18 protein-coding genes are annotated in these 19,617 nt (G+C 68.8%); 14 read left to right on the top strand and 4 right to left on the bottom strand.

Annotated elements, in window-relative coordinates:
- The first annotated feature begins 48 nt into the window (after positions 1 to 48).
- Positions 49 to 1,404: a dihydrolipoamide acetyltransferase family protein gene (locus MRBLWH13_RS15295; RefSeq protein WP_341955789.1), complete on the top strand. Its 1,356-nt coding sequence runs from the start codon at positions 49 to 51 to the stop codon at positions 1,402 to 1,404.
- Positions 1,405 to 1,419: 15 nt separating this feature from the next.
- Here MRBLWH13_RS15295 and MRBLWH13_RS15290 read toward each other — a convergent pair whose 3' ends face one another.
- Both MRBLWH13_RS15290 and MRBLWH13_RS15285 read right to left on the bottom strand, forming a co-directional pair.
- The gene (locus tag MRBLWH13_RS15290) at positions 1,420 to 2,664 is read right to left on the bottom strand and encodes an Nramp family divalent metal transporter (protein WP_309692128.1); all 1,245 of its coding nucleotides are present in this window, start codon (positions 2,662 to 2,664) and stop codon (positions 1,420 to 1,422) included.
- Between the two features lie 200 nt (positions 2,665 to 2,864).
- Positions 2,865 to 3,800, bottom strand: coding sequence for a dihydrodipicolinate synthase family protein (locus MRBLWH13_RS15285; protein ID WP_341955788.1), 936 nt, complete (start codon positions 3,798 to 3,800; stop codon positions 2,865 to 2,867).
- 133 nt (positions 3,801 to 3,933) lie between these two features.
- Between MRBLWH13_RS15285 and MRBLWH13_RS15280 the strand changes: the two genes are divergently transcribed.
- Together MRBLWH13_RS15280 and MRBLWH13_RS15275 are read left to right on the top strand one after the other, a co-directional pair.
- Positions 3,934 to 4,956 carry a LacI family DNA-binding transcriptional regulator gene (locus MRBLWH13_RS15280; RefSeq protein WP_341955787.1) on the top strand — a complete coding sequence of 341 codons (1,023 nt, stop codon included), beginning with the start codon at positions 3,934 to 3,936 and terminating at the stop codon, positions 4,954 to 4,956.
- A gap of 49 nt (positions 4,957 to 5,005) precedes the next feature.
- Positions 5,006 to 5,920: an aldo/keto reductase gene (locus MRBLWH13_RS15275; RefSeq protein WP_309692119.1), complete on the top strand. Its 915-nt coding sequence runs from the start codon at positions 5,006 to 5,008 to the stop codon at positions 5,918 to 5,920.
- On the opposite strand, the gene MRBLWH13_RS15270 is transcribed toward MRBLWH13_RS15275, so the two are convergent.
- Positions 5,911 to 6,462: a 2'-5' RNA ligase family protein gene (locus MRBLWH13_RS15270; protein WP_341955786.1), complete on the bottom strand. Its 552-nt coding sequence runs from the start codon at positions 6,460 to 6,462 to the stop codon at positions 5,911 to 5,913. The genes MRBLWH13_RS15275 and MRBLWH13_RS15270 overlap by 10 nt on opposite strands.
- A 4-nt stretch (positions 6,463 to 6,466) precedes the next feature.
- A complete protein-coding gene (locus tag MRBLWH13_RS15265) occupies positions 6,467 to 7,687 on the bottom strand; it encodes an ROK family protein (RefSeq protein WP_341955785.1) in 1,221 nt (406 codons plus the stop codon).
- 146 nt (positions 7,688 to 7,833) lie between these two features.
- Here MRBLWH13_RS15265 and MRBLWH13_RS15260 point away from each other — a divergent pair, with 146 nt between their 5' ends.
- The 11 genes from MRBLWH13_RS15260 to MRBLWH13_RS15210 all read left to right on the top strand — a co-directional run bounded on the left by MRBLWH13_RS15260 (position 7,834) and on the right by MRBLWH13_RS15210 (position 19,616).
- Positions 7,834 to 9,114, top strand: a complete 1,281-nt coding sequence (locus MRBLWH13_RS15260) for an ABC transporter substrate-binding protein (protein WP_341958334.1) — start codon at positions 7,834 to 7,836, stop codon at positions 9,112 to 9,114.
- A gap of 59 nt (positions 9,115 to 9,173) precedes the next feature.
- Positions 9,174 to 10,067, top strand: coding sequence for a sugar ABC transporter permease (locus tag MRBLWH13_RS15255; protein WP_341958333.1), 894 nt, complete (start codon positions 9,174 to 9,176; stop codon positions 10,065 to 10,067).
- Complete coding sequence (locus MRBLWH13_RS15250; protein ID WP_341955784.1) at positions 10,067 to 10,945, top strand: carbohydrate ABC transporter permease; 879 nt, start codon at positions 10,067 to 10,069, stop codon at positions 10,943 to 10,945. Before MRBLWH13_RS15255 ends, MRBLWH13_RS15250 begins: the two co-directional genes overlap by 1 nt.
- A gap of 49 nt (positions 10,946 to 10,994) precedes the next feature.
- Positions 10,995 to 12,674: a glycoside hydrolase family 13 protein gene (locus tag MRBLWH13_RS15245; protein WP_341955783.1), complete on the top strand. Its 1,680-nt coding sequence runs from the start codon at positions 10,995 to 10,997 to the stop codon at positions 12,672 to 12,674.
- Between the two features lie 143 nt (positions 12,675 to 12,817).
- The gene (locus MRBLWH13_RS15240) at positions 12,818 to 13,822 is read left to right on the top strand and encodes a zinc ABC transporter substrate-binding protein (protein WP_341955782.1); all 1,005 of its coding nucleotides are present in this window, start codon (positions 12,818 to 12,820) and stop codon (positions 13,820 to 13,822) included.
- The gene (locus MRBLWH13_RS15235) at positions 13,819 to 14,673 is read left to right on the top strand and encodes a metal ABC transporter ATP-binding protein (RefSeq protein ID WP_341955781.1); all 855 of its coding nucleotides are present in this window, start codon (positions 13,819 to 13,821) and stop codon (positions 14,671 to 14,673) included. The genes MRBLWH13_RS15240 and MRBLWH13_RS15235 overlap by 4 nt, the downstream gene beginning before the upstream one ends.
- Positions 14,674 to 14,678: 5 nt before the next feature.
- Positions 14,679 to 15,548, top strand: a complete 870-nt coding sequence (locus MRBLWH13_RS15230) for a metal ABC transporter permease (protein ID WP_341958331.1) — start codon at positions 14,679 to 14,681, stop codon at positions 15,546 to 15,548.
- A 44-nt stretch (positions 15,549 to 15,592) separates the two neighbouring features.
- Entirely contained in the window at positions 15,593 to 16,009 is a 417-nt protein-coding gene (locus MRBLWH13_RS15225) for a transcriptional repressor (protein ID WP_341955780.1), read from the top strand.
- A gap of 23 nt (positions 16,010 to 16,032) precedes the next feature.
- On the top strand, positions 16,033 to 17,040 hold the full coding sequence (locus MRBLWH13_RS15220; protein ID WP_341958329.1) for a permease: 1,008 nt from the start codon (positions 16,033 to 16,035) through the stop codon (positions 17,038 to 17,040).
- Positions 17,033 to 17,836, top strand: coding sequence for a TIGR03943 family protein (locus tag MRBLWH13_RS15215; protein ID WP_341955779.1), 804 nt, complete (start codon positions 17,033 to 17,035; stop codon positions 17,834 to 17,836). Before MRBLWH13_RS15220 ends, MRBLWH13_RS15215 begins: the two co-directional genes overlap by 8 nt.
- On the top strand, positions 17,826 to 19,616 hold the full coding sequence (locus MRBLWH13_RS15210) for a hypothetical protein (RefSeq protein ID WP_341955778.1): 1,791 nt from the start codon (positions 17,826 to 17,828) through the stop codon (positions 19,614 to 19,616). The genes MRBLWH13_RS15215 and MRBLWH13_RS15210 overlap by 11 nt, the downstream gene beginning before the upstream one ends.
- The last annotated feature ends 1 nt before the right edge of the window (position 19,617 follow it).

The following is a 19,617-nucleotide window of genomic DNA, read 5'->3' as shown; positions in this document are numbered from 1 at the left end:
CGCGTTCGTGCTGAGTTCTGAACGAGGCACTCTCCGAAAGGACCGCACATGAGCACCCAGAACTTCAACCTCCCCGATGTGGGCGAGGGCCTGACCGAGGCCGAGATCGTTGCCTGGAAGGTCGCGCCCGGCGACACCGTCGCCATCAACGACGTGATCTGCGAGATCGAGACGGCCAAGTCGCTGGTCGAGCTGCCCTCGCCGCACGCCGGCGTCGTGGGCGAGCTGCTCGCCGCCGAGGGCGCGACGGTCGAGGTCGGATCCCCGATCATCACGTTCGTGACGGATGCTCGCGACGATGCCGGCCCCGGCAAGATCGCGACCGCCGAAGCGCCCGCACCCGAAGAGGGCGGCGGCTCGGTGCTCGTCGGCTACGGCACCGGAGGCGGCGCGACGTCCCGCCGCAAGCGCCCGGCCGAGCGCCCCGTGCGTTCGTCGGTCGGTGTGATCGCCAAGCCCCCGATCCGCAAGCTCGCCCGCGATCTGGGCGTCGACCTCACGACCGTCGTGCCGACCGGCGCCGACGGGGAGGTCACCCGCGACGACGTCGTGACCCACGCGCAGCAGGCCAGCGTGTTCCGCAACATCGAGACGCCCGAATGGGGTGCGGTGCGCGAAGAGACCGTGCCCGCGCCGCAGAGCGCCCCGTCGGGCCTCGCCCGGGGAGTGTCGGCAGTGCCGGCATCCGCCCCCCTGTCCGATGACCGCACCGAGTCGATCCCGGTCAAGGGCGTGCGCAAGGCCACGTCGTCGGCGATGGTGCAGAGCGCGTACTCCGCCCCGCACGTCACCGTGTGGAAGGAGATCGACGCGAGCCGCACGATGGAGCTCGTGAAGCGCCTCAAGGCATCACCTGACTACGCCGACATCCGCGTCTCGCCGCTGCTGATCATGGCTCGCGCGGTCATCTGGGCCGCCCGTCGCACTCCGATGGTGAACGCCGCGTGGATCGAGACCGAGGGCGGCGCCGAGATCTCGGTGCGCCATTACGTGAACCTCGGCATCGCCGCGGCCACGCCCCGCGGCCTGCTCGTGCCGAACATCAAGGACGCGCAGGACCTCAGCATGAAGGATCTCGCCCGCGCTCTCAACCGACTCACGCTCACCGCCCGCGAGGGCAAGACGAGCCCGGCCGACCAGCAGGGCGGCACGATCACGATCACCAACATCGGGGTGTTCGGGATGGATGCCGGCACGCCGATCATCAACCCCGGCGAGGCGGGCATCGTGGCCATGGGCACGATCAGCCAGAAGCCGTGGGTCGTCGACGGCGAGGTGCGCCCCCGCTGGGTCACCACGGTCGCCGGATCCTTCGACCACCGCGTGATCGACGGCGACGGCATGAGCCGGTTCATCGCCGACGTGGCATCGGTTCTCGAGGAGCCCGCACTGCTCGTGGAGTGATTACGAGACGCCGCCCTACGCGCCGACGAGACTGATGACCAGTCGGATGCCGAGTGCGAGGACGGCGATGAGCCCGACGAGGCCGAGGAGGTTCTGCCACCACTTGTTGCGCAGATCTCCCATGAGCTTCCTGTTGTTGGCCATGACGATGATCAGCGCCGCGAGGACCGGGGCGAACAGCACGGTGAGGGCCTGAGCCAGGACGATGAGCTCGACCGGTGAGGTGCCGGAGAAGATCAGCGTGATGGCGATGCCGAAGAGCAGGATGAATCCGCTGCCGAGGCGCGCCGTGATGGTGTCTGCGGATGCTCCGCGGCCGAGGGCGTCGGAGAGCATGGTGCCGCCGGCGATGCAGTTCGGGATCATCGAGGAGAAGGCGGCCCCGAAGAAGCCGAGTGCGAAGATCCAGGTTCCGACCGGGCCGGCGATGGGCTCGAAGATCGCTGTCAGACCGGCGAAGCCGGCCGGGGCGTCGGTGCCGGTGTCATGCAGGACGGCTGCCGCGACGATGATCACCAGGGCGGTCATGATGCCGGGAGCGATGATCCCGGGGACGGTGTCGACGACGGTGATGTCTCGATACTCCTCGGCTGTGCGCTTGCGGGCCTTGGTGCCGTACGAGGTGTAGAAGGCGGCGTTGATCGAGAAGTTCGTGCCGACGAGGCCGATGATGAGCAGCCACGATCCTTCGGGGACGACCGGGATGAGGCCGGAACCGGCGGCGGCCCAGTCGGGGTTCGAGGCGAAGGCGGAGGCGATGAAGCAGAACGCCATGAGCGCGACGATGGCGATGAGGATCTTCTCGACGATTCCGTAGATGCCCTTGAGGAACAGGATCGTGCCCACGGCGAGGGTGCAGATGATCGTCCACATCACCGGGGAGGTGCCCGGAACGAGCATCGAGAGCCCGACGCCGGAGCCGACGGCGTTGCCGACGGAGAAGCAGAGAGTGATGAGGAAGACACCGAAGCCGGCGACGACGCCGACCCATCCGCCGAGGGTCTCCTTGATCGAGGAGATCAGTGAGATCGGAGTCCGGATGCCGAGGCGGACGCTCATGTCGGTGAGGAAGATCATCAGGATCGTGGACACGATGATGACCCAGATGAGGGCGTATCCGTAGAGCGACCCGGCGTTCATGGCCGTCGTCAGGTTGCCGGGCCCGAACTGCCAGGCGCCGGCGACGAAGGCGGGGCCGATGAGGGCGAGTTGCTTCCAGAAGGTGCGGCGGGTGTGGTTGGACTCGACGATGGTTCTCACTGTCTCAGTGGAGATACGGCCGTGTCCAGTGCCAGGGGTTGCCGGCGGGCGGGTGCGGGACGTGCGATCAGTGCTCATGGGGTACTCCTTCGTTGGAGGCCTGCGGGGCAGGTAGTCGTCGTTGACTAGGCGCCGCATCGCATTCGCGGCAGAGGTCGGGGTGGGGGCGGCGCCCGATTCGTGCGCCGCCCCGAAACCGGTCAGGCGGGAACGGTGACCGTGCTGAGGTCGGCCGAGGCGAGCGCGGCGGCGATCTCGGCGTCTGCCCCTGCCGGGAGCGGCAGCAGCGGCTCGCGGACGGTGGCGTGGTCGAGGATGCCGCGGTTGACCAGGCCCCACTTCAGGGCGACCGTGCCCTCCATGTGAGAGCCGCGGTGGTACACGGCCTTGGTGATCGGCAGCAGTCGCTCGTGGATCGCGTGCGCCGCGGCGTAGTCACGCGCCTTGCCGGCCTCGATGAGGTCGACGAGCAGCTCGGGGGCGATGTTGCCGTAGCCGACGAGGAGCCCGTCGACGTCGAACATGGTCGGCAGAAGGTACTCGTCGTGGCAGGACAGCACCTGCAGATCGGGGTACGCGGCGCGCAACGCCGGGATCTCCGTGTACCAGCGGCGCATGTTGCGGACGCCGTTCTTGGTGTGGTTCACACCCTCCTGGCCGGCGATCTCGAGCTGCGTGTCCAGGTCGTACGACGCCTTGGTGTTGTCCGGGTACTGGAACAGGATCTCCTCCAGGCCCGACTCCTCCCAGATCGCGCGGTAGCGGGTCTGCGGGGCGCCGGGCTGGAAGCCGAAGCGCAGCCATCCGTGCGACGGGTAGACCAGAGCGCCCTTCGCGCCGGCCTCGGCGGCGTCCTTCGCCTCGAGCGCGGCGGTGAGGTTGCCCTCTTTCGTGATGCCGGCGATGATCGGCAGTTCGTCGTTCACCGAGTCGCGGAACGCGCGGATGACGTCGAGCTGCTCCTTCTCGGTCAGGAACGTGCCTTCACCGGCGTGGCCGAGGACGACGAGGCTCTTCACACCCTCGACGGAGCCGAGCCAGGAGCCGAGGCGCTGAATGGCCGCGTAATCGACGTCACCGTCTTCGGTGAACGGGGTGACGGGGGCGGGGTTGAGTCCGCGAAGGTCGAGAACCATTTCTATCTCCTTCTCCTCGTTGAGGGATCTGGTCGTGTGTTGGGATCGTTCTCGGGAACGTTTGCAAGAACGATTGCAAGTATGCGCAGATCGCGAGAGGATGTCAATAGATCGAATGAGAGAAAGCGGCGCAATGGAACTCGAGGGACCTCCCGAGCAGCGATCCGTGGTGACCCTGCGCGACGTTGCCCAAGAGTCGGGCGTCAGCATCTCCACCGTCAGCCGCATCCTCGACGACCGCGGGGCGCCCTCCCGCACCGCGACTGCCACGAAGGTGCGAGCCGCCGCCGAACGCCTGGGCTACCGCCGCAACGTCTTCGCCTCCAACCTCCGCAGAGGCGCCACCGGAACCATCGGGGTCCTCGTCCCGCGTCTCACCGACGCGGTCATGGCGCTGATGTTCGAAGCCATCGAACGCGCCGCTCGCCGCCAGGGGTACTTCGCGGTCGTGGCCACCTGCGGCGATGACGCAGACGCTGAGCGCCGCGCCACCGAGACTCTGCTCGACCGCGGCGTCGACGGATTGATCCTGGCGACCGCGCGGATCGACGACTCCCTTCCTGCGTCGCTGCGTGAACGAGGCATTCCGCACGTGCTCGTGCTCCGCACCGACGGCGTCAGCCCCTCGGCGCTCGGCGACGACGAGACCGGCGGCTACCTCGCAGTCCGCCACCTGCTCGACCTCGGCCACCGCGACATCGCGGTCGTCACCGGCCCGTGGTTCACCTCGAGCGGCCAGGACCGGCTCCGCGGTGCACAGAAGGCGCTTGCCGAAGCCGGCATCGACCTGCCGGACGGCCGAGTCATCTCCACCGGTTACGGAGTCGACGCCGGCAGCGAGGCCGGGTACGCGCTCCTGCGTCCGGAGGCTCGCCCGACGGCGATCTTCGCCGCGAACGACAATCTCGCCATCGGGATCATCGGCGCCGCCCGCAACCTCGGTATCCTCCCCGGGCAGGACCTCTCGATCGTGGGCTACAACGACATTCCACTCGCGTCGCGTCTTCCGACACCGCTGACCTCGGTGGCGACACCTTTCGACCAGATCGCCACGACAGCGCTGGACCAGCTGCTCAGCCCGCAGCCGGCGGGCGTCCCGATAAAGCGCGCTCTCCCGTCGCTCATTCCGCGGGCCTCCACGAGCCGGATCTCATAGTTCCTCCTCAACCGTGAGGACCCGCCCCGACCAGAACGGACATCGACAGATGAAGATCGAACCGACGCCCATCACCCTCGGGACCTCCGGCCTCGGCCGGCACTCGGAGCCGGGGTCCGCCGAGGAGAGAGCTGCCGTCGACGTCGCCATCGACCTGCTCACGAGCCGGCACGGTTTCGTGGACACCTCGAACAACTACTCCTCGGGTCGCTCGGAGGCCGTCCTCGGCATCGCGCTGAGGGAGCTGGGGGCGGATGGTTCGCGGGTCATCTCGAAGGTCGATCAGGATCCTGAGACCGGCGTGTTCGACCGAGACCGCGTCCTCCGCTCGTTCGAGGAGACGACGGCCCGCCTCGGGGTCGACCGGCTTCCGCTGTTGCACCTGCACGACCCCTACTCGGTGACGTTCGAGGAGTCGATCTCCATCGGGGGCGCGGTGCAGGGGCTCATCGAACTCCGCAGCGCCGGCGTGGTGGATGCGATCGGTGTGGCGGCAGCTCCGGTCCCGCTGATGGCGAAGTACGTCGAGACGGGCGTGTTCGACGCCGTGCTGATCCACAACCGATTCACGCTCGTGGATCACTCGGCTGAGCCCGTGTTCGCCGACGCCAAGGCACGTGGCATGGCCGTGTTCAACGCTGCGCCCTTCGGTTCGGGACTGCTCGTCAAGGGGCCGCACTCGGGTGCGAAGTACGCCTATCGGCCCGCCGGCGAGGAGCTGCTGGAGTGGACCGAGCGGTTGCAGCGCGTGTGTGCGGAGCACGGAACGTCGATGGCCGCTGCGGCACTGCACTACTCGCTGCGATCGCCGCTGATCGACTCGACCGTCGTCGGGGTGTCATCACCGCATCGTCGCGAGCAGCTCGACGAGCTGGTGCAGGCGGAGGTCCCGGACGGACTGTGGGGTGCCATCGAGAGCCTGGGCCCGGCGCCTTCGCCGGTGGACGACAGCGACTACGCCTGAACGCTGTCGCCGTTCAGCACCGCGAGGGTCGTGACCTGCGCGGTGGCGGGGTCCCAGTGCCGCACGCTGCGCGCGTGAGCTCGGATATCGCCGCCGATGAGATCGAGCGCCTCCGCGAGGTCGGCGACGCGCAACCGGCGGGCAAGCGCGACATGCGGCATCCACTCGCCCGGTGCGGTGTGCGGGGCGTCCTCGCCCGGCCCGACGGCGGCGAGGACCAGGGACCGAAGAGCGAGCAGTTCCGAGGTGGGCACGATGCTCCGAGCGAGTACGCGGCGATCCCCGGAGCCGAAGAGCAGGGGAGCGCCCAGCGTGATCGGGAACGACGTGATGCCGGCGAGAGCATCCGGGTCCCGCGGTGCCAGGTCGACGCGCGCGACCATCGTGATATGTGGGCGGTTGCTCGCCGAGGTGTGCCCCGCGAGGCTCGACAGGCCGCGGGCGGCGAGGGCATCCCACTCGGCACGGACGGCGGCCTCGGCATCAGGATCGAGGAGCACCTCGATCGATGAAGGCGAGCGCTGCGGCTCTGGTTCTCGCACGGCGTCAGCTCACCGCGCTGAGTCGCCGTTCCGCCAGCAGCGGCACGGCCACCTCGCGGGCGGCCATGCGGGCGGTGGTGACGGCCCCGATCGAGACGACCTCGGCGCCGAGCGTCGAGGCGAGGATCTCGGGCGCCGGCAGGTGCAGCTCGGTCGGCACGACCTCGCGCGCGGCGGCGATCACGGGAGCGACGCTCTCGGCGACTGCGCCGCAGACGATCACGCGCGCCGGGTCGTACATGCTTCCCAGAACGCCGACCACCCGAGCGAGGGTGGCGCCGACGCGCGAGGTCGCGAGCAGCGCATCGGTATCGCCCGACGCGGCGGCTGTCAGCACGACGCGCGGATCCACGCGGTCGTCGTCGGCGAGGCGTCCGATCGGCGAGTTCGCGTCGACCTCGCCACTCGCGACGGCGGCACGCACCTCGTCTTGCAGGGCGTAGCTCAGGCCGAAGGCCGATCCCACGCCCACGATGTGGTCGAACACGATGCCTTCGCCGACGCCGCCATGCGCGCCGTGCAGCACGTGGCCGTCGACGACGACGCCCCCGCCGAAGCGCTCGCCGGCGAGCAGCGCGACGTAGTCCCGGCATCCCACTGCGGCCCCGACCGAGCCCTCGGCGATCGCGGCGAGCTGAGCGTCGTTCTTGATCTCGACGGCCGGCGCCCAGCCAGCCAGTGCGTCGGCGAGGCCCGGGTTCGTGCGCTCCCAGAAGCCGTCGGGATGCGGGGGAGAGACCCCTGCGCGATTCACGGGAGCGGCGACGCCGACGCAGATCGCGAGGATGTCATCCTTCGAGACACCCGCCTCGGTGAGCGCCTGCTCCATCTGGCCGAGCACCGTCGCGCGCCGCGCCGCCGCCGATTCGGTCGAGTCGATGTCCGTGCGGTGGTGCACGAGTGTGCGGTCGAGCAGGTCGGAGACGGTGACGGCGACATGGTTGTCACCGGCGTCCACGCCGAGCACGACACCGAGATCGGATGCCAGCACGAAGCGTCGCGCGGGGCGCCCTGCGCGGTAGCTGCCTGCGGCCCTCGCGTTCGGAAGCTCACGGAGCACGGCGGCGCTGACGAGGGTGTCGATCGCGTCGATGGCCGTCGAGCGCGTCAGAGACGTCGAGGCCATGACGTCGGTGGCGGTGAACTCGCCCGCCGCCCAGGCGAAGTCGAGCACGGCGCCGACGCTGGCTCGCCCGGTGCCCAGACCTGCGGAGACTTCTGTCACGGGTCTTGACCTCACTCTCGTTCACATGAGACAGTACCGTTCATCGAAGTAAATTCGCTCACTAGATTTAGTCTGCGGATCTACAGGACGAAAGGACAACGGTGTCTGTGAAATCCCCCTCCGTCGCGCGAGTGGCCGGTGCTGCCATGGCGCTGGCGCTCGTCGGCTCCGCCCTCACCGCCTGCGCACCCGGCGGTGGCACCGAGACCATCCGCTTCACGTTCAACAAGCGTGAGGCGATCGGCTTCATGACCGATCTCGTCGCCCAGTTCAACTCGTCGCAGAGCGACGTGCGAGTCGAGATCGACACCTCGGGTCCGGACGTGATCTCGGCCAGCTTCGTGCGGGGCAACCCGCCCGACCTCATCCTCGGCAACTACAACTACGAGATCGCGCGGTTCGTGCAGCGGTGCACCCTGACCGATCTCTCCGACACCGACGCCGCCGCATCCGTCCGCGACGATCTGCAGCCGCTCATGGACCAGTACGGGTCGTGCGAGGGCCGCACCAGCGCCCTCCCGTACTCGGTGATGGCGGCATCGGTCATCTACAACAAGGAGATCTTCGACGCCCAGGGGCTCGAGGTCCCGCAGACCTGGGACGAGCTGATCGCGGTCTGCGACCAGCTGAAGGACGCAGGGATCGACCCGTTCTACGCGACGTTCAAGGACGACTGGACCGTCGGCCAGGGGTGGTACGACTACTCGATCGGAGGATCCGTCGACACGATCGAGTTCTTCGACGCGATGGCCGACGAGGGTGCCGCGGTCGGCCCGGACTCGCCGGTCTCGTTCGAGAAGGACTTCGCCGAGCCGATGGATCAGATGATGCAGCTCGCGAACGATTACACGAACGAGGACGCAGAGAGCCGGGGCTACGGCGACGGCAACCTCGCGTTCAGCAAGGGCGAGGCTGCGATGTACATGCAGGGTCCCTGGGCGTTCAGCGAGATCGCGAAGACCGCGCCCGACCTCGAGCTCGGAACGTTCCCGCTGCCGATGACCGATGATCCGGCCGACCTCGGTGTGCGCGTGAACATGGACCTCGGCGCGATGATCCCCGAGGGATCGAACCACCAGGAGGCGGCACGCGAGTTCCTCGAGTACCTCTATCTGCCCGAGAACATCGAGGCGTACAACGCATCGCAGCTCGGCTTCACCCCGACGAAGGGTGCACCGGCCCCGGATGATCCCCGGATCGAGGGGATGATCGAGTACTACGAGAACGGGCAGATCTACCAGGGCCCGTCAGTGCTCGTGCCGAAGACGATCCCGGTGATGAACTACGCGCAGGCGATGGTGCTCGGCGCCTCGACCACATCGACGTTGCGCACGATGGACGCGGACTGGGCTCGCATCGCCTTCCGCGCACCGATCCCCAAGACCGACGATGCGGCAGCCGGCGAGACAGAGGAGTCCGCACCGTGAGCACCACCGCAGCCGCGAATGTGACGCGGCCGAACAGCCCGACCACCGACACGACCTCGATCGTCACGGGGCAGGGCCGCCAGCTCCGTCGTCGCAAGGGGCGCGTCGAGCCGATCTACTACCTGTTCCTGCTTCCGACCCTCGTGATCTTCACCCTGGCGATCACCGTGCCCGCGGTCATGGGCATCTTCTTCAGCTTCACCGACTCGATCGGGATCGGGGAGTGGAGCTTCAGCGGTCTGACGAACTACATCGCGATGTTCAGCGATCCGGCCATCCTGCAGAGCTACCTGTTCACGTTCGGCTTCTCGATCGCCACGGTGATCGTCGTCAACGTGATCGCGTTCCTGCTCGCGGTCGGGCTGACCTCCCGCATCCGCTTCAAGACGGGGCTGCGCACGATCTTCGTGATCCCGATGGTGATCTCGGGCATCATCATCGCCTACGTCTTCAACTTCCTCTTCTCCAACTCGATCCCGGCCGCGGGCGCCGCCACCGGCATCCCGTGGCTGTCGACCAGCCTCCTCGCCAACCCCGATCTCGCCTGGGTCGCGATCGTGATCGTGACCGCGTGGCAGGCGGTTCCCGGCACGCTGCTGATCTACATCGCAGGTCTGCTCTCAGTGCCGAGCGAGGTCTACGAAGCGGCGAGCATCGACGGGGCGAACAAGAGGCAGCAGCTGTTCCGCATCACGCTGCCGCTCGTCGCCGGATACGTGGTGATCAACGTGATCCTCGGGTTCAAGGGCTTCCTCAACGCCTACGACATCATCGTCGGCCTCACCAACGGCGGTCCCGGCACCGCCACCCGCAGCGTCGCGATGACCATCATCGCGGGCTTCAACGGCGGCGACTACGCCTACCAGATGGCCAACGCGACGATCTTCTTCATCGTCGCCGTGCTCATCTCCCTGCTGCAGCTCTCGCTGACCCGCGGAAGGAACGCACTCTGATGTCGACGCAGACACTCACCACCATCCCCGCCTCGGGCAAGAAGCCGAGGGTCCGCATGGAGCGCGTCAACTGGTCGGGCACGATCATCCTGATCCTGTGCGCCGTCACGGTGCTGCTTCCCCTGTACGTGACGATGTCGATGGCTTTCAAGACCACGGGCCAGGCGGTCGACGGCAACGCCTTCTCGCTGCCGGCTCCGTTCAGCATCGACGGCTTCGTCGAGGCGTGGAACCTCACCAAGTTCCCGGTCGGCGCGGGCATCTCGCTGCTGGTCACGGCCGGAACCGTCATCGCGACCATCGTGCTCGCCGCATTCGCGTCGTACGCGATCGTGCGCAACTGGGATCACCGCCTGTTCCGCTACTCGTTCTTCTACCTGCTGGCCGCGATGTTCATCCCGTTCCCGGTGGTGGCGCTGCCGCAGATCCAGCTGACCGGCTGGGTCGGACTCGACAACCCGTTCGGCGTGATCATCCTCGCCACCATGTTCCAGTTGAGCTTCAGCGTGCTGCTGTTCACGGCGTTCCTGCGGTCGATCCCGATCGAGCTCGAGGAGAGCGCCCGCATCGACGGCGCCAGCACATGGCAGACGTTCTGGCAGCTGATCTTCCCGCTGCTCGCGCCGATGAGCGCCACGGTCGGCATCTTCGCCTTCCTCTACGCGTGGAACGACTTCATGATGCCGTCGCTGATCATCTCGGACCCGGCCATGCAGACCCTCCCGGTGCGGCAGAACCTCTTCCAGACCCAATTCAGCAACAACTACAACGTGTCGTTCGCCTCGTACCTGATGGCGATGGCCCCGGCGATCCTGGCGTACCTGTTCACGCAGCGATTCGTCATGGACGGCGTCACGCAGGGCGCCGTCAAGGGCTGACCCGCGCCGCACACACCCCAGACCGCAACACGAAGGAGCAGTACCCCTCATGACCGATGCGCTTCTCACCGAGACCCGCGACGACACGACGGCAGCATGGTGGCGACAGGCCGCCGTGTATCAGATCTACCCCCGCAGCTTCGCGGACGCGAACGGCGACGGACTCGGCGATATCCCGGGCATCGTCTCGCGTGCCGACTACCTGCAGCAGCTCGGCATCGACGCGGTGTGGCTGAGCCCGTTCTACCCGTCGGCGCTCGCCGACGGAGGGTACGACGTCGCCGACTACCGCAACGTCGATCCGCGGCTGGGAACGCTCGACGACTTCGACGACATGGTCGCAGCGCTGCACGACCGCGGCATCCGGGTGGTGGTCGACATCGTGCCGAACCACTCGTCGGATCTGCACGAATGGTTCCAGGAGGCGCTCGCCGCAGGCCGCGGCTCGGCTGCCCGTGAGCGGTACATCTTCCGCGAGGGTTCCGGGCCCGACGGGTCGGAGCCGCCGACCGACTGGACCGCCGCGTTCGGCGGTTCGGCGTGGGAGCGGGTCGAGGACGGTCAGTGGTTCCTGCACAGCTTCGCCCCCGAGCAGCCCGACCTCAACTGGGATCACCCCGAGGTGCGAGAGGACTTCCTGAAGACACTGCGCTTCTGGTCTGACCGGGGGGTCGACGGCTTCCGCATCGACGTGGCGCACATGCTCACCAAGGACCTCAGCGAGCCGCTGCCCAGCACCGCCGAACTCGAGCTGCTGCCGCACGACGGCAACCACCCGCTGCACGACCGCGACGATGTGCACGAGGTCTATGCCGAGTGGCGTCGGGTCTTCAACGAGTACGACCCGCCCCGCACGGCCGTCGCCGAGGCGTGGGTCAGCACTCCCGAGCGTCGCGCCAAGTACGCCTCGGCCGAGGGTCTCGGGCAGGCGTTCAACTTCGACCTGCTCGTCGCCGACTTCGACGCGACGCAGTTCCGCACGATCATCGCCGACAACCTCGCGCAGTCCGATGCGACCGGCTCGTCGACGACGTGGGTGCTGTCGAACCACGACGTGACGCGCCACGCGACGCGCTACGGTCTCACCCCGATGGCCGGGCGCACGGGCGTCAAGCAGGGCGTCGAGTGGGTCGCCGCCGGCGGTCCCGCCGAGCAGCTCGATCGCGAGGCGGGGCTGCGTCGGGCGCACGCCGCGACGCTGCTGCTGCTCGGGCTGCCGGGAAGCACCTACCTCTACCAGGGCGAGGAGCTCGGACTGCAGGAGGTCGCCGAGATCGGCCCCGACCAGCGCCAGGATCCTGCGTTCTTCCGCGGCGCGGTGTTCGACGGCCTCGGTCGCGACGGATGCCGCGTGCCGCTGCCGTGGACCTCATCCGGTGAGTCCTTCGGTTTCGGCGCCGGCGACGCGCATCTGCCGCAACCCGAATGGTTCGCCGAATACGCGGTGGATGTCGAGGAGGCCGACCCGTCGTCGACGCTGTCGCTCTACCGCGAGGCGTTGCGCCTGCGTCGCGAATTGCAGACCGAGGAGCGCCTCGAGTGGATCGAGACGGGTCGCGCCGACGTGCTGCGCTTCGCGCGCCCGAACGGCTGGCAGATCGTGACGAACTTCGGCACCGAGCCGTTCGATCTCGGGGCGGACGCCGCGGATGTCGTGCTCGGCGCTGTCGCAGACGGTGCCGTTCCGGCTGACTCGACGGTGTGGATCGCGCCAGGTCTGATCGGCTGACGCGTTTCGTCTCGCCGCTGCGCTCCTCGCTCGACGACCGGGTGGTCTCCCGTTCGTCGAGCGAGCGAGCGAGCGCGGCGTGACAGAACGGGTCACCTCATGCTGATTTGATAATGGTTCTCATTAGCGCGTAGAGTGGCCTCATGAAGAAGCCGCTCGTCGCCCTCGCCCTCGCATCCGTCGCCGCGCTCTCGCTGGCCGGATGCTCCGCCGCTCCCGCAGCGGGCGGCGACGGCGATGCGGTGACGGTCGTCGCGAGCACCAACGTCTACGGCTCGCTCGCGGCCCAGATCGGCGGCGACCGCGTCGACGTGACCTCCATCATCACCTCGGCGACCCAGGACCCTCACTCGTACGAAGCCTCGGCACGCGATCGCCTCGCCGTGCAGAAGGCCGACCTCGTGATCGAGAACGGCGGCGGCTACGACGCGTTCATCGACACGCTGCTGCAGGATGCCAGCGACCCGCACGTGATCACCGCGGTCGAGTTCTCGCATGACTTCCCCGGCAACGAGGGGCACTCCGACGAGTCAGAAGGAGCGGCCGAGGAGGAGCACGACCACGCCGAGGGTGAAGAGCACGCCGAGGGCGAAGAAGGACACGAGGGCCACGACCACATCGAGGGGTTCAACGAGCACGTCTGGTTCGACCCGCACACGATGATCCACGTCGTCGAGACGATCGCCGAGGAGCTCGCCGAGCTCGACCCCGACGGCAAGGCCGACTTCACCGCCAACGCCGACGAGATCGTCGCAGACCTCGAGGGCTTCGAGGCCGACCTCGAGACGCTCAAGGCGGATGCCGCCGGCGCGAACGTGATCATCACCGAGCCGGTGCCCGGCTACCTCGCCGAGGCCGCCGGACTCACCGACGTCACGCCCGAGGGCTTCGCCGAATCGGTCGAGGAGGGCAGCGATGTCGCCCCCGCCACCCTGCTCGAGACGCTCAACGTCGTCGAGAGCGGAGATGTGGCGGCCGTGCTCACGAACGCGCAGACCGGTGGTGCCGAGACGCAGCGCGTCGAGGATGCCGCAACAGCTGCCGGCATCCCCGTCGTCGCCTTCACGGAGCTGCTTCCTGACGGATCGTCGTACTCTGAGTGGATGAGTGACGCGATCCAGAGCCTCGCCGACGCGCTCCAGTCGTGAGCGCCGCCGCCGACGCGCGGGCAGGAGCCGAGAAGTCGAACCCCGTGCTCGAGGTGCGGGGAGCCGCCCTCCAGCGTGGTGACCGGGAGCTGTGGTCGGGCCTCGACCTCACAGTCGAGCCCGGTGAGTTCATCGCCGTGCTCGGGCCGTCGGGTTCGGGCAAGACCACGCTGCTGCGCAGCATCCTGGGCCTGCAGCCGCTGTCGGCGGGCGAGATCACCGTCGCGGGCGGACCGGTGCGCAAGGGCAACCCGCGCATCGGCTACATCCCGCAGCAGCGCTCGCTCGCCCCGGACACGAGCATGCGGGCCCGCGATCTGGTGGCGCTCGGGGTGCAGGGCAGCCGCTTCGGCTTCCCTGTTCCGCACCGCGGCGACAGGGCCAAGGTCGACCAGCTGCTCGCCTCGGTCGGGGCGTCGCACTACGCCGACCGCCGAGTCGGACTGCTCTCGGGCGGTGAGCAGCAGCGACTGCGCGTCGGGCAGGCCCTGGCCGACGAGCCCAGCCTGCTGCTCTGCGACGAGCCGCTGTCGAACCTCGACCTCGCGAACCAGGTCGCCGTCACCGACATCATCGATCGCCAGCGTCGCGATCGCGGTGCGGCAGTGCTGTTCGTGACGCACGACATCAACCCGATCCTCGGCCGCGTCGACCGCATCCTCTACATCGCCGGAGGCCGCTTCGTGCTCGGTACGCCCGAAGAGGTGCTGCAGACACGCGTGCTGACCGAGCTCTACGGCACCCCGGTGTTCGTGCTGCGGGCCGGTGACCGGCTGGTCGTCGTCGGAGTGCCGGATGCCGAGCCCCACCACGAGCATGCGCACGACCACGACCACGGAGGTGCCGCGTGAACGTCATGACCGGCATCGTCCAGACGGTCGACTGGAGCGACGTCTTCTCGTTCCAGGACTACGGCGAGCTCGTCGCCCTGCTCGCCAACTCGATCGTCGCGGGAGCGGTGCTCGGCATCGTCGGCGGACTCATCGGCGTCTTCGTGATGCAGCGCGACCTCGCATTCGCGGTGCACGGGGTCAGCGAGCTGTCGTTCGCCGGTGCCGCCGCGGCGCTGCTGTTCGGTGGCAGCGTGGTGGTCGGCTCTCTCGGCGGCGCGCTGGTCGCCGCGATCCTGATCGGCGTCCTCGGGGCCAAGGCCCGCGACCGCAACTCGATCGTCGGCGTGCTCATGCCGTTCGGCCTGGGCCTCGGCATCCTGTTCCTCTCGCTCTACGACGGGCGCAGCGCCAACCGCTTCAGCCTGCTCACCGGGCAGATCGTGTCGGTCTCGAGCCCCGACCTCGGCTGGCTGCTCGGCATCAGCATCGTCGTGCTGCTCGGACTGCTGCTCATGTGGAACCCGCTGCGCTTCGACTCGCTCGACCCCGAGTCGGCGGCGGCCCGCGGCGTGCCCACGCGTGCGGTGAGCCTGCTGTTCATGGTGCTGCTGGGTCTGATCGTCGCGGTCAGCGTGCACATCATCGGCGCACTGCTGGTCATGGCACTGCTCGTGACCCCCGCCGCCGCGGCGATGCGCATCACCGCGGGGCCGGTGGCCGTGCCGCTGCTCGCCGCGCTGTTCGGCTTCGTGTCGGCCGTCGGCGGCATCCTGCTCGCGCTCGCCGGCACCCTGCCGGTGAGCCCGTACATCACCACCCTGTCGTTCACGATCTACGTCGTGTGCTGGATCGTCCAGCGCGCACGCGGCGGTGTGCGCCGCGTGCGCACCTGACGCTCCCAGGGCCCGGCAAGGGCGGCGCGCCTAGAATCGTCGGTATGGCTCAGCGGAACACCTGGCAGCGCGAACGCGTGCGCGAAGCTCTCGCCGACGCGCGCGGTTTCGTGAGCGCGCAGAACCTGCACGCCTCTCTGCGCGACGACAACACCGGCATCGGGCTGGCCACGGTCTACCGTGCGCTGGCCGGGCTCGCCGCCGCCGGCGACGCCGACTCGCTGCAGAGTCCTGAGGGCGAGGCGCTCTATCGCGCCTGCACGACCCAGGGTCACCACCACCATCTGATCTGCCGCAACTGCGGGCTCACGGTCGAGATCGAGGCCACCGACGTCGAGCAGTGGGCGCATCGCACCGCTGCTCTGCACGGATTCACGGATGCCGCGCACGTCGTCGACATCTTCGGCCTGTGCGCTTCCTGCACCAACAAGCGGGACGCCGAAGAGGCAGCGAACGCGTGACCACCCAGGCCGCTCCACGGACGGTGCATGCGCACCGACCTTCCCGATCGCCGCGCTCGCCGTGGATCGGGGTCGGCCTCGGCGCCGCGATCGTGGCTGCCCTGTTCCTGGTCGACCGGTTCCTGCCGACGCTCTTCACCGCGAGCCTGCCGAGCAGGGCGCAGGACGGGCTGACGCTCGCGCTGAGCGTGCTGATCGAGGCTCTGCCGTTCGTGATCCTCGGTGTGCTGCTGTCGATCGTCGTGCAGGTGTGGCTGCCGGCCGACGTCATCCACCGCTGGCTGCCGAAGCGCGCGTGGGCCCGCCGTGCCGTGCTGTCGCTGCTCGGCATGCTGATACCGGTGTGCGAGTGCGGCAACGTGCCCTTCGCCCGCGGCCTGATGATGCGCGGCCTCGCCCCCGCCGAGGCGCTCACCTTCTTGATCGCGGCCCCGATCGTGAACCCGATCGTCATTCTCACCACGCATGCGGCCTTCGGCTTCGATGACGGCATCCTGGTGGCGCGTCTCATCGGCGGCTACCTGATCGCCAACCTGATCGGCTGGATCTACAGCCGGCACCCCTCGCCCGACTCGCTGCTCACGCAGCGCTTCATCGACACGTGCGACCGCGTCACGCACGAACCGGGCACCCCGGTACGCCGCAGCCTGACGCAGTTCCTCGTCGAGCTGCGCGCGGTGATGCCCGCGCTCGTGATCGGCTCGGCGCTCGCCGGGGCCGTGCAGGTGCTGATCCCTCGCGACGTGCTGCTGGCGATCGGGTCGAACCCGGTGCTGTCGATCCTCGCGATGATGGCACTCGCGATGACCGTCGCGATCTGCTCGAACGTCGACGCCTTCTTCGCGCTGTCGTTCGCCTCGACCTTCTCCTCCGGCGCGCTCGTGGCGTTCCTGCTCGTCGGCCCGCTGGTCGACGTCAAGATGCTCGCCCTCATGCGCACGACCTTCACCACCCGCACGCTCGTGGGCATCGTGGGCGTCGTGCTGCTCGCCGCCTTCGCGATCGGGATCGGGGTGAACGTCTTTGTCTGAGCACGGCCACACCCGCACGCACACCGCTCACGAGCCCTCCCGCGCCCGCGCCCTCGGCTCGCGCTGGCTCGGCATCGGTCTCGCCACCGTCATCTCGGTGGTCACTCTCGGACTCGGCCTCACCGGCCGCCTCAACCTCTACATCAGCCCCGAGTCGGTGTGGTTCGCCTGCGCGGCAGCCGTCGTGACTCTCGCGGGCGCCATCTGGTCGTGCACCCTGCCGCTGGGCGAAGAGGGCGATCACGGACACGACCACGGCGATGCCCACGACGCGGATGCACCGGCCGGGCCCCGCCGCACCCTCGCCCTCGCCGGCACGGTGACCGGTGGCGTCATCGCCTCCGGCGTGGTCGTCGCCGCTCTCGTGCTGCCGCCCGCATCGCTGTCGGTCGAGCTCGCGATGTCCCGCGTGGGCGAGCAGACCGCGCTGTTCGCGGGCGCCGACGACGTGACCCTGGGAGTCGCCGACACCTCGACCTTCGGCGTGGGCGACTGGGCGAGCGTGTTCGCGACGGCGACCAACACCGCCGCCTACGACGGCAAGACGGTCACGCTGACCGGATTCGTCACCCCGACGGATGCAGACGAGGTCAACCTCACGCGCCTTGTCATCACGCACTGCGTCATCGACGCGCAGCCGGCGACCCTGCCCGTGACGATCGATGCGGGCGAGTTCGACACCGGCCAGTGGGTCGAGGTCGAGGGCACCATCAAGGCGGATGCCGACGGATCGCTGCATGTCGAGCCGAACTCGGTCACGCCGATCGACGAGCCGCAGGACCCGTATGAGTACTGACGACGAGCGCCCCGAGGTGCCGCCGGCGCCCCGCACACGCGCCGAGATGCGCGCCGCCCGCGAGGCCGAGGCAGCCGCGGCGGCCGCGGCGGCTCCCGCGTCGGATGAGGACGGCGGAGCCGACCGAGACGAAGCGCGGCCCGCGGCCCGCCCGACGGGTGACGAGCGGCCGACGCGTTCGACCTTCGTCCCGCCGGATGCCGACTCGACGACCACGTTCGCGGCCCACTCCTCGACCGACTATGTGGCCTCCGCTCCCTCGACGACCGACGAGTCTTCCCCGGCACGTGAGAAGCGGAAGCCAGCCAAAGCGCCGAAGCCCGCGAAGCAGCCCAAGCCCGCGAAGGAGCCCAAGCCCGCGAAGGAGCCCAGGCCGGCGAAGGAGCCGAAGCCTGAGAAGCCTGCTTCGCCTCGCGACCGCCGATTCCTCCTGGCCCTCGGCGCCGTGCTCGGCATCCTCGTGCTCGTCGGCGCTGGACTCGGCGCCGTCAGCCTGACTCAGGGACCGCGCATCACCGAGGTGCAGGTGAACCCGACCGAGGCCATCGAGACCTCGGGCAGTCGCGTCATCCTCACGGCGAACCAGTCGCTCGCCGCGATCGACGAGTCTCAGGTGACGGTCGAGCCCGCAGTTCCCTTCACGCTGGACGCGGCCGGCCGTGGCATCGGCATCCGCTTCACCGTGCCGCTCGACGACGACACCGACTACACCGTGAGCATCGCCGACGCGGTGGGCGCCGGAGGCGGACCTGCCGCGACTCTCACGACGAGCTTCTCGACTCCCGCGTCGAGCATCTTCCTGCTGCGCCGCGACGTCGAGGGCAAGGACACGATCTTCCGCACCGACCTCTCGGGAGAGGAGGCCGTGCCGGTGTTCGCCGCCGACAGCATCAACGACTTCCGAGCGACGTCGACGCAGCTCGTCGTCTCGCTGGAGGAGGACGAAGGCTCGAAGCTGCTCGTGATGGACCGCGAGGGCGAGAACCAGCGCGAGCTGCCGCTCCCCGGCGTCGGCTACGTCGGCGCGATCCAGGTCTCGGACCGCGGCGGCCTGGTCGGCTACAGCTACTCCGACAAGGAGCTCAGTGACACCGAGGGGCGCGCGAGCGTGCTCGTCACCCAGTCGCTCAGCGGCGACGACGAGCCGGTCGTCACGGAGGTCGGCGGCAAGGAGGCGAACATCTTCGTCTGGCAGTTCGTGCCGGACAGCGCCGCCGTGCTCTTCATCGACTTCGACGGCGCGCTGTCGCTCGTCGACCGCTCGACCGATGCCGGTGTGCAGTCGCTCGGGCTCGCGACGACGATCCAGGGCGTCTCCCGAGGCACGTACACGGCCATCGTGGAGCGCCTCGACGGCACTGTCGTCGAGCTGAATCTCACGGACGGCACCGAGGTGCCGCTCGAGGCGTCCGACCCGGACTACGGCACGGCGACGACGATCACGCCGTTCCCGGGCGGCACACTGCGTCACGTCGTCGCGCGGGCTGCCGACGGCATGCCGACGGGGCAGGCCGTCGTGCGGGTCGACGACGACGGGAAGGCGACGCCACTGCTCGAGGTCGATTCGACGGACTCGATCCTGCAGGCGTGCGCCTCGCCGAGTGGACAGTACGCCGCGGTCGTGATCGCTCCCGATCTCGCCGACAACCCCTACGACCAGATGCTGCTGCCTCTGCCGCAGAACCTCGAGACGCACCTGCTCGACCTGCGCACCGGCGACGAGATCGTGGCGCTCACCGGCTTCGACGCCTCATGGTGCCAGACGGCTCCGCAGTTCTAGA

The organism is Microbacterium sp. LWH13-1.2 (assembly GCF_038397735.1).
Lineage (GTDB): Bacteria > Actinomycetota > Actinomycetes > Actinomycetales > Microbacteriaceae > Microbacterium.
Note: the sequence above shows the minus strand (reverse complement) of the source record. Positions and strands in the feature narration are given on the sequence as shown.

Excerpts from the sequence above, each read along its gene's own strand:
- MRBLWH13_RS15295 (WP_341955789.1), top strand. The coding sequence starts at position 49 with ATGAGCACCCAGAACTTCAACCTCCCCGATGTGGGCGAGGGCCTGACC.
- MRBLWH13_RS15285 (WP_341955788.1), bottom strand. The coding sequence starts at position 3,800 with ATGGTTCTCGACCTTCGCGGACTCAACCCCGCCCCCGTCACCCCGTTC.
- MRBLWH13_RS15280 (WP_341955787.1), top strand. The coding sequence starts at position 3,934 with ATGGAACTCGAGGGACCTCCCGAGCAGCGATCCGTGGTGACCCTGCGC.
- MRBLWH13_RS15275 (WP_309692119.1), top strand. The coding sequence starts at position 5,006 with ATGAAGATCGAACCGACGCCCATCACCCTCGGGACCTCCGGCCTCGGC.
- MRBLWH13_RS15260 (WP_341958334.1), top strand. The coding sequence starts at position 7,834 with ATGGCGCTGGCGCTCGTCGGCTCCGCCCTCACCGCCTGCGCACCCGGC.
- MRBLWH13_RS15250 (WP_341955784.1), top strand. The coding sequence starts at position 10,067 with ATGTCGACGCAGACACTCACCACCATCCCCGCCTCGGGCAAGAAGCCG.
- MRBLWH13_RS15245 (WP_341955783.1), top strand. The coding sequence starts at position 10,995 with ATGACCGATGCGCTTCTCACCGAGACCCGCGACGACACGACGGCAGCA.
- MRBLWH13_RS15240 (WP_341955782.1), top strand. The coding sequence starts at position 12,818 with ATGAAGAAGCCGCTCGTCGCCCTCGCCCTCGCATCCGTCGCCGCGCTC.
- MRBLWH13_RS15230 (WP_341958331.1), top strand. The coding sequence starts at position 14,679 with ATGACCGGCATCGTCCAGACGGTCGACTGGAGCGACGTCTTCTCGTTC.
- MRBLWH13_RS15225 (WP_341955780.1), top strand. The coding sequence starts at position 15,593 with ATGGCTCAGCGGAACACCTGGCAGCGCGAACGCGTGCGCGAAGCTCTC.
- MRBLWH13_RS15210 (WP_341955778.1), top strand. The coding sequence starts at position 17,826 with ATGAGTACTGACGACGAGCGCCCCGAGGTGCCGCCGGCGCCCCGCACA.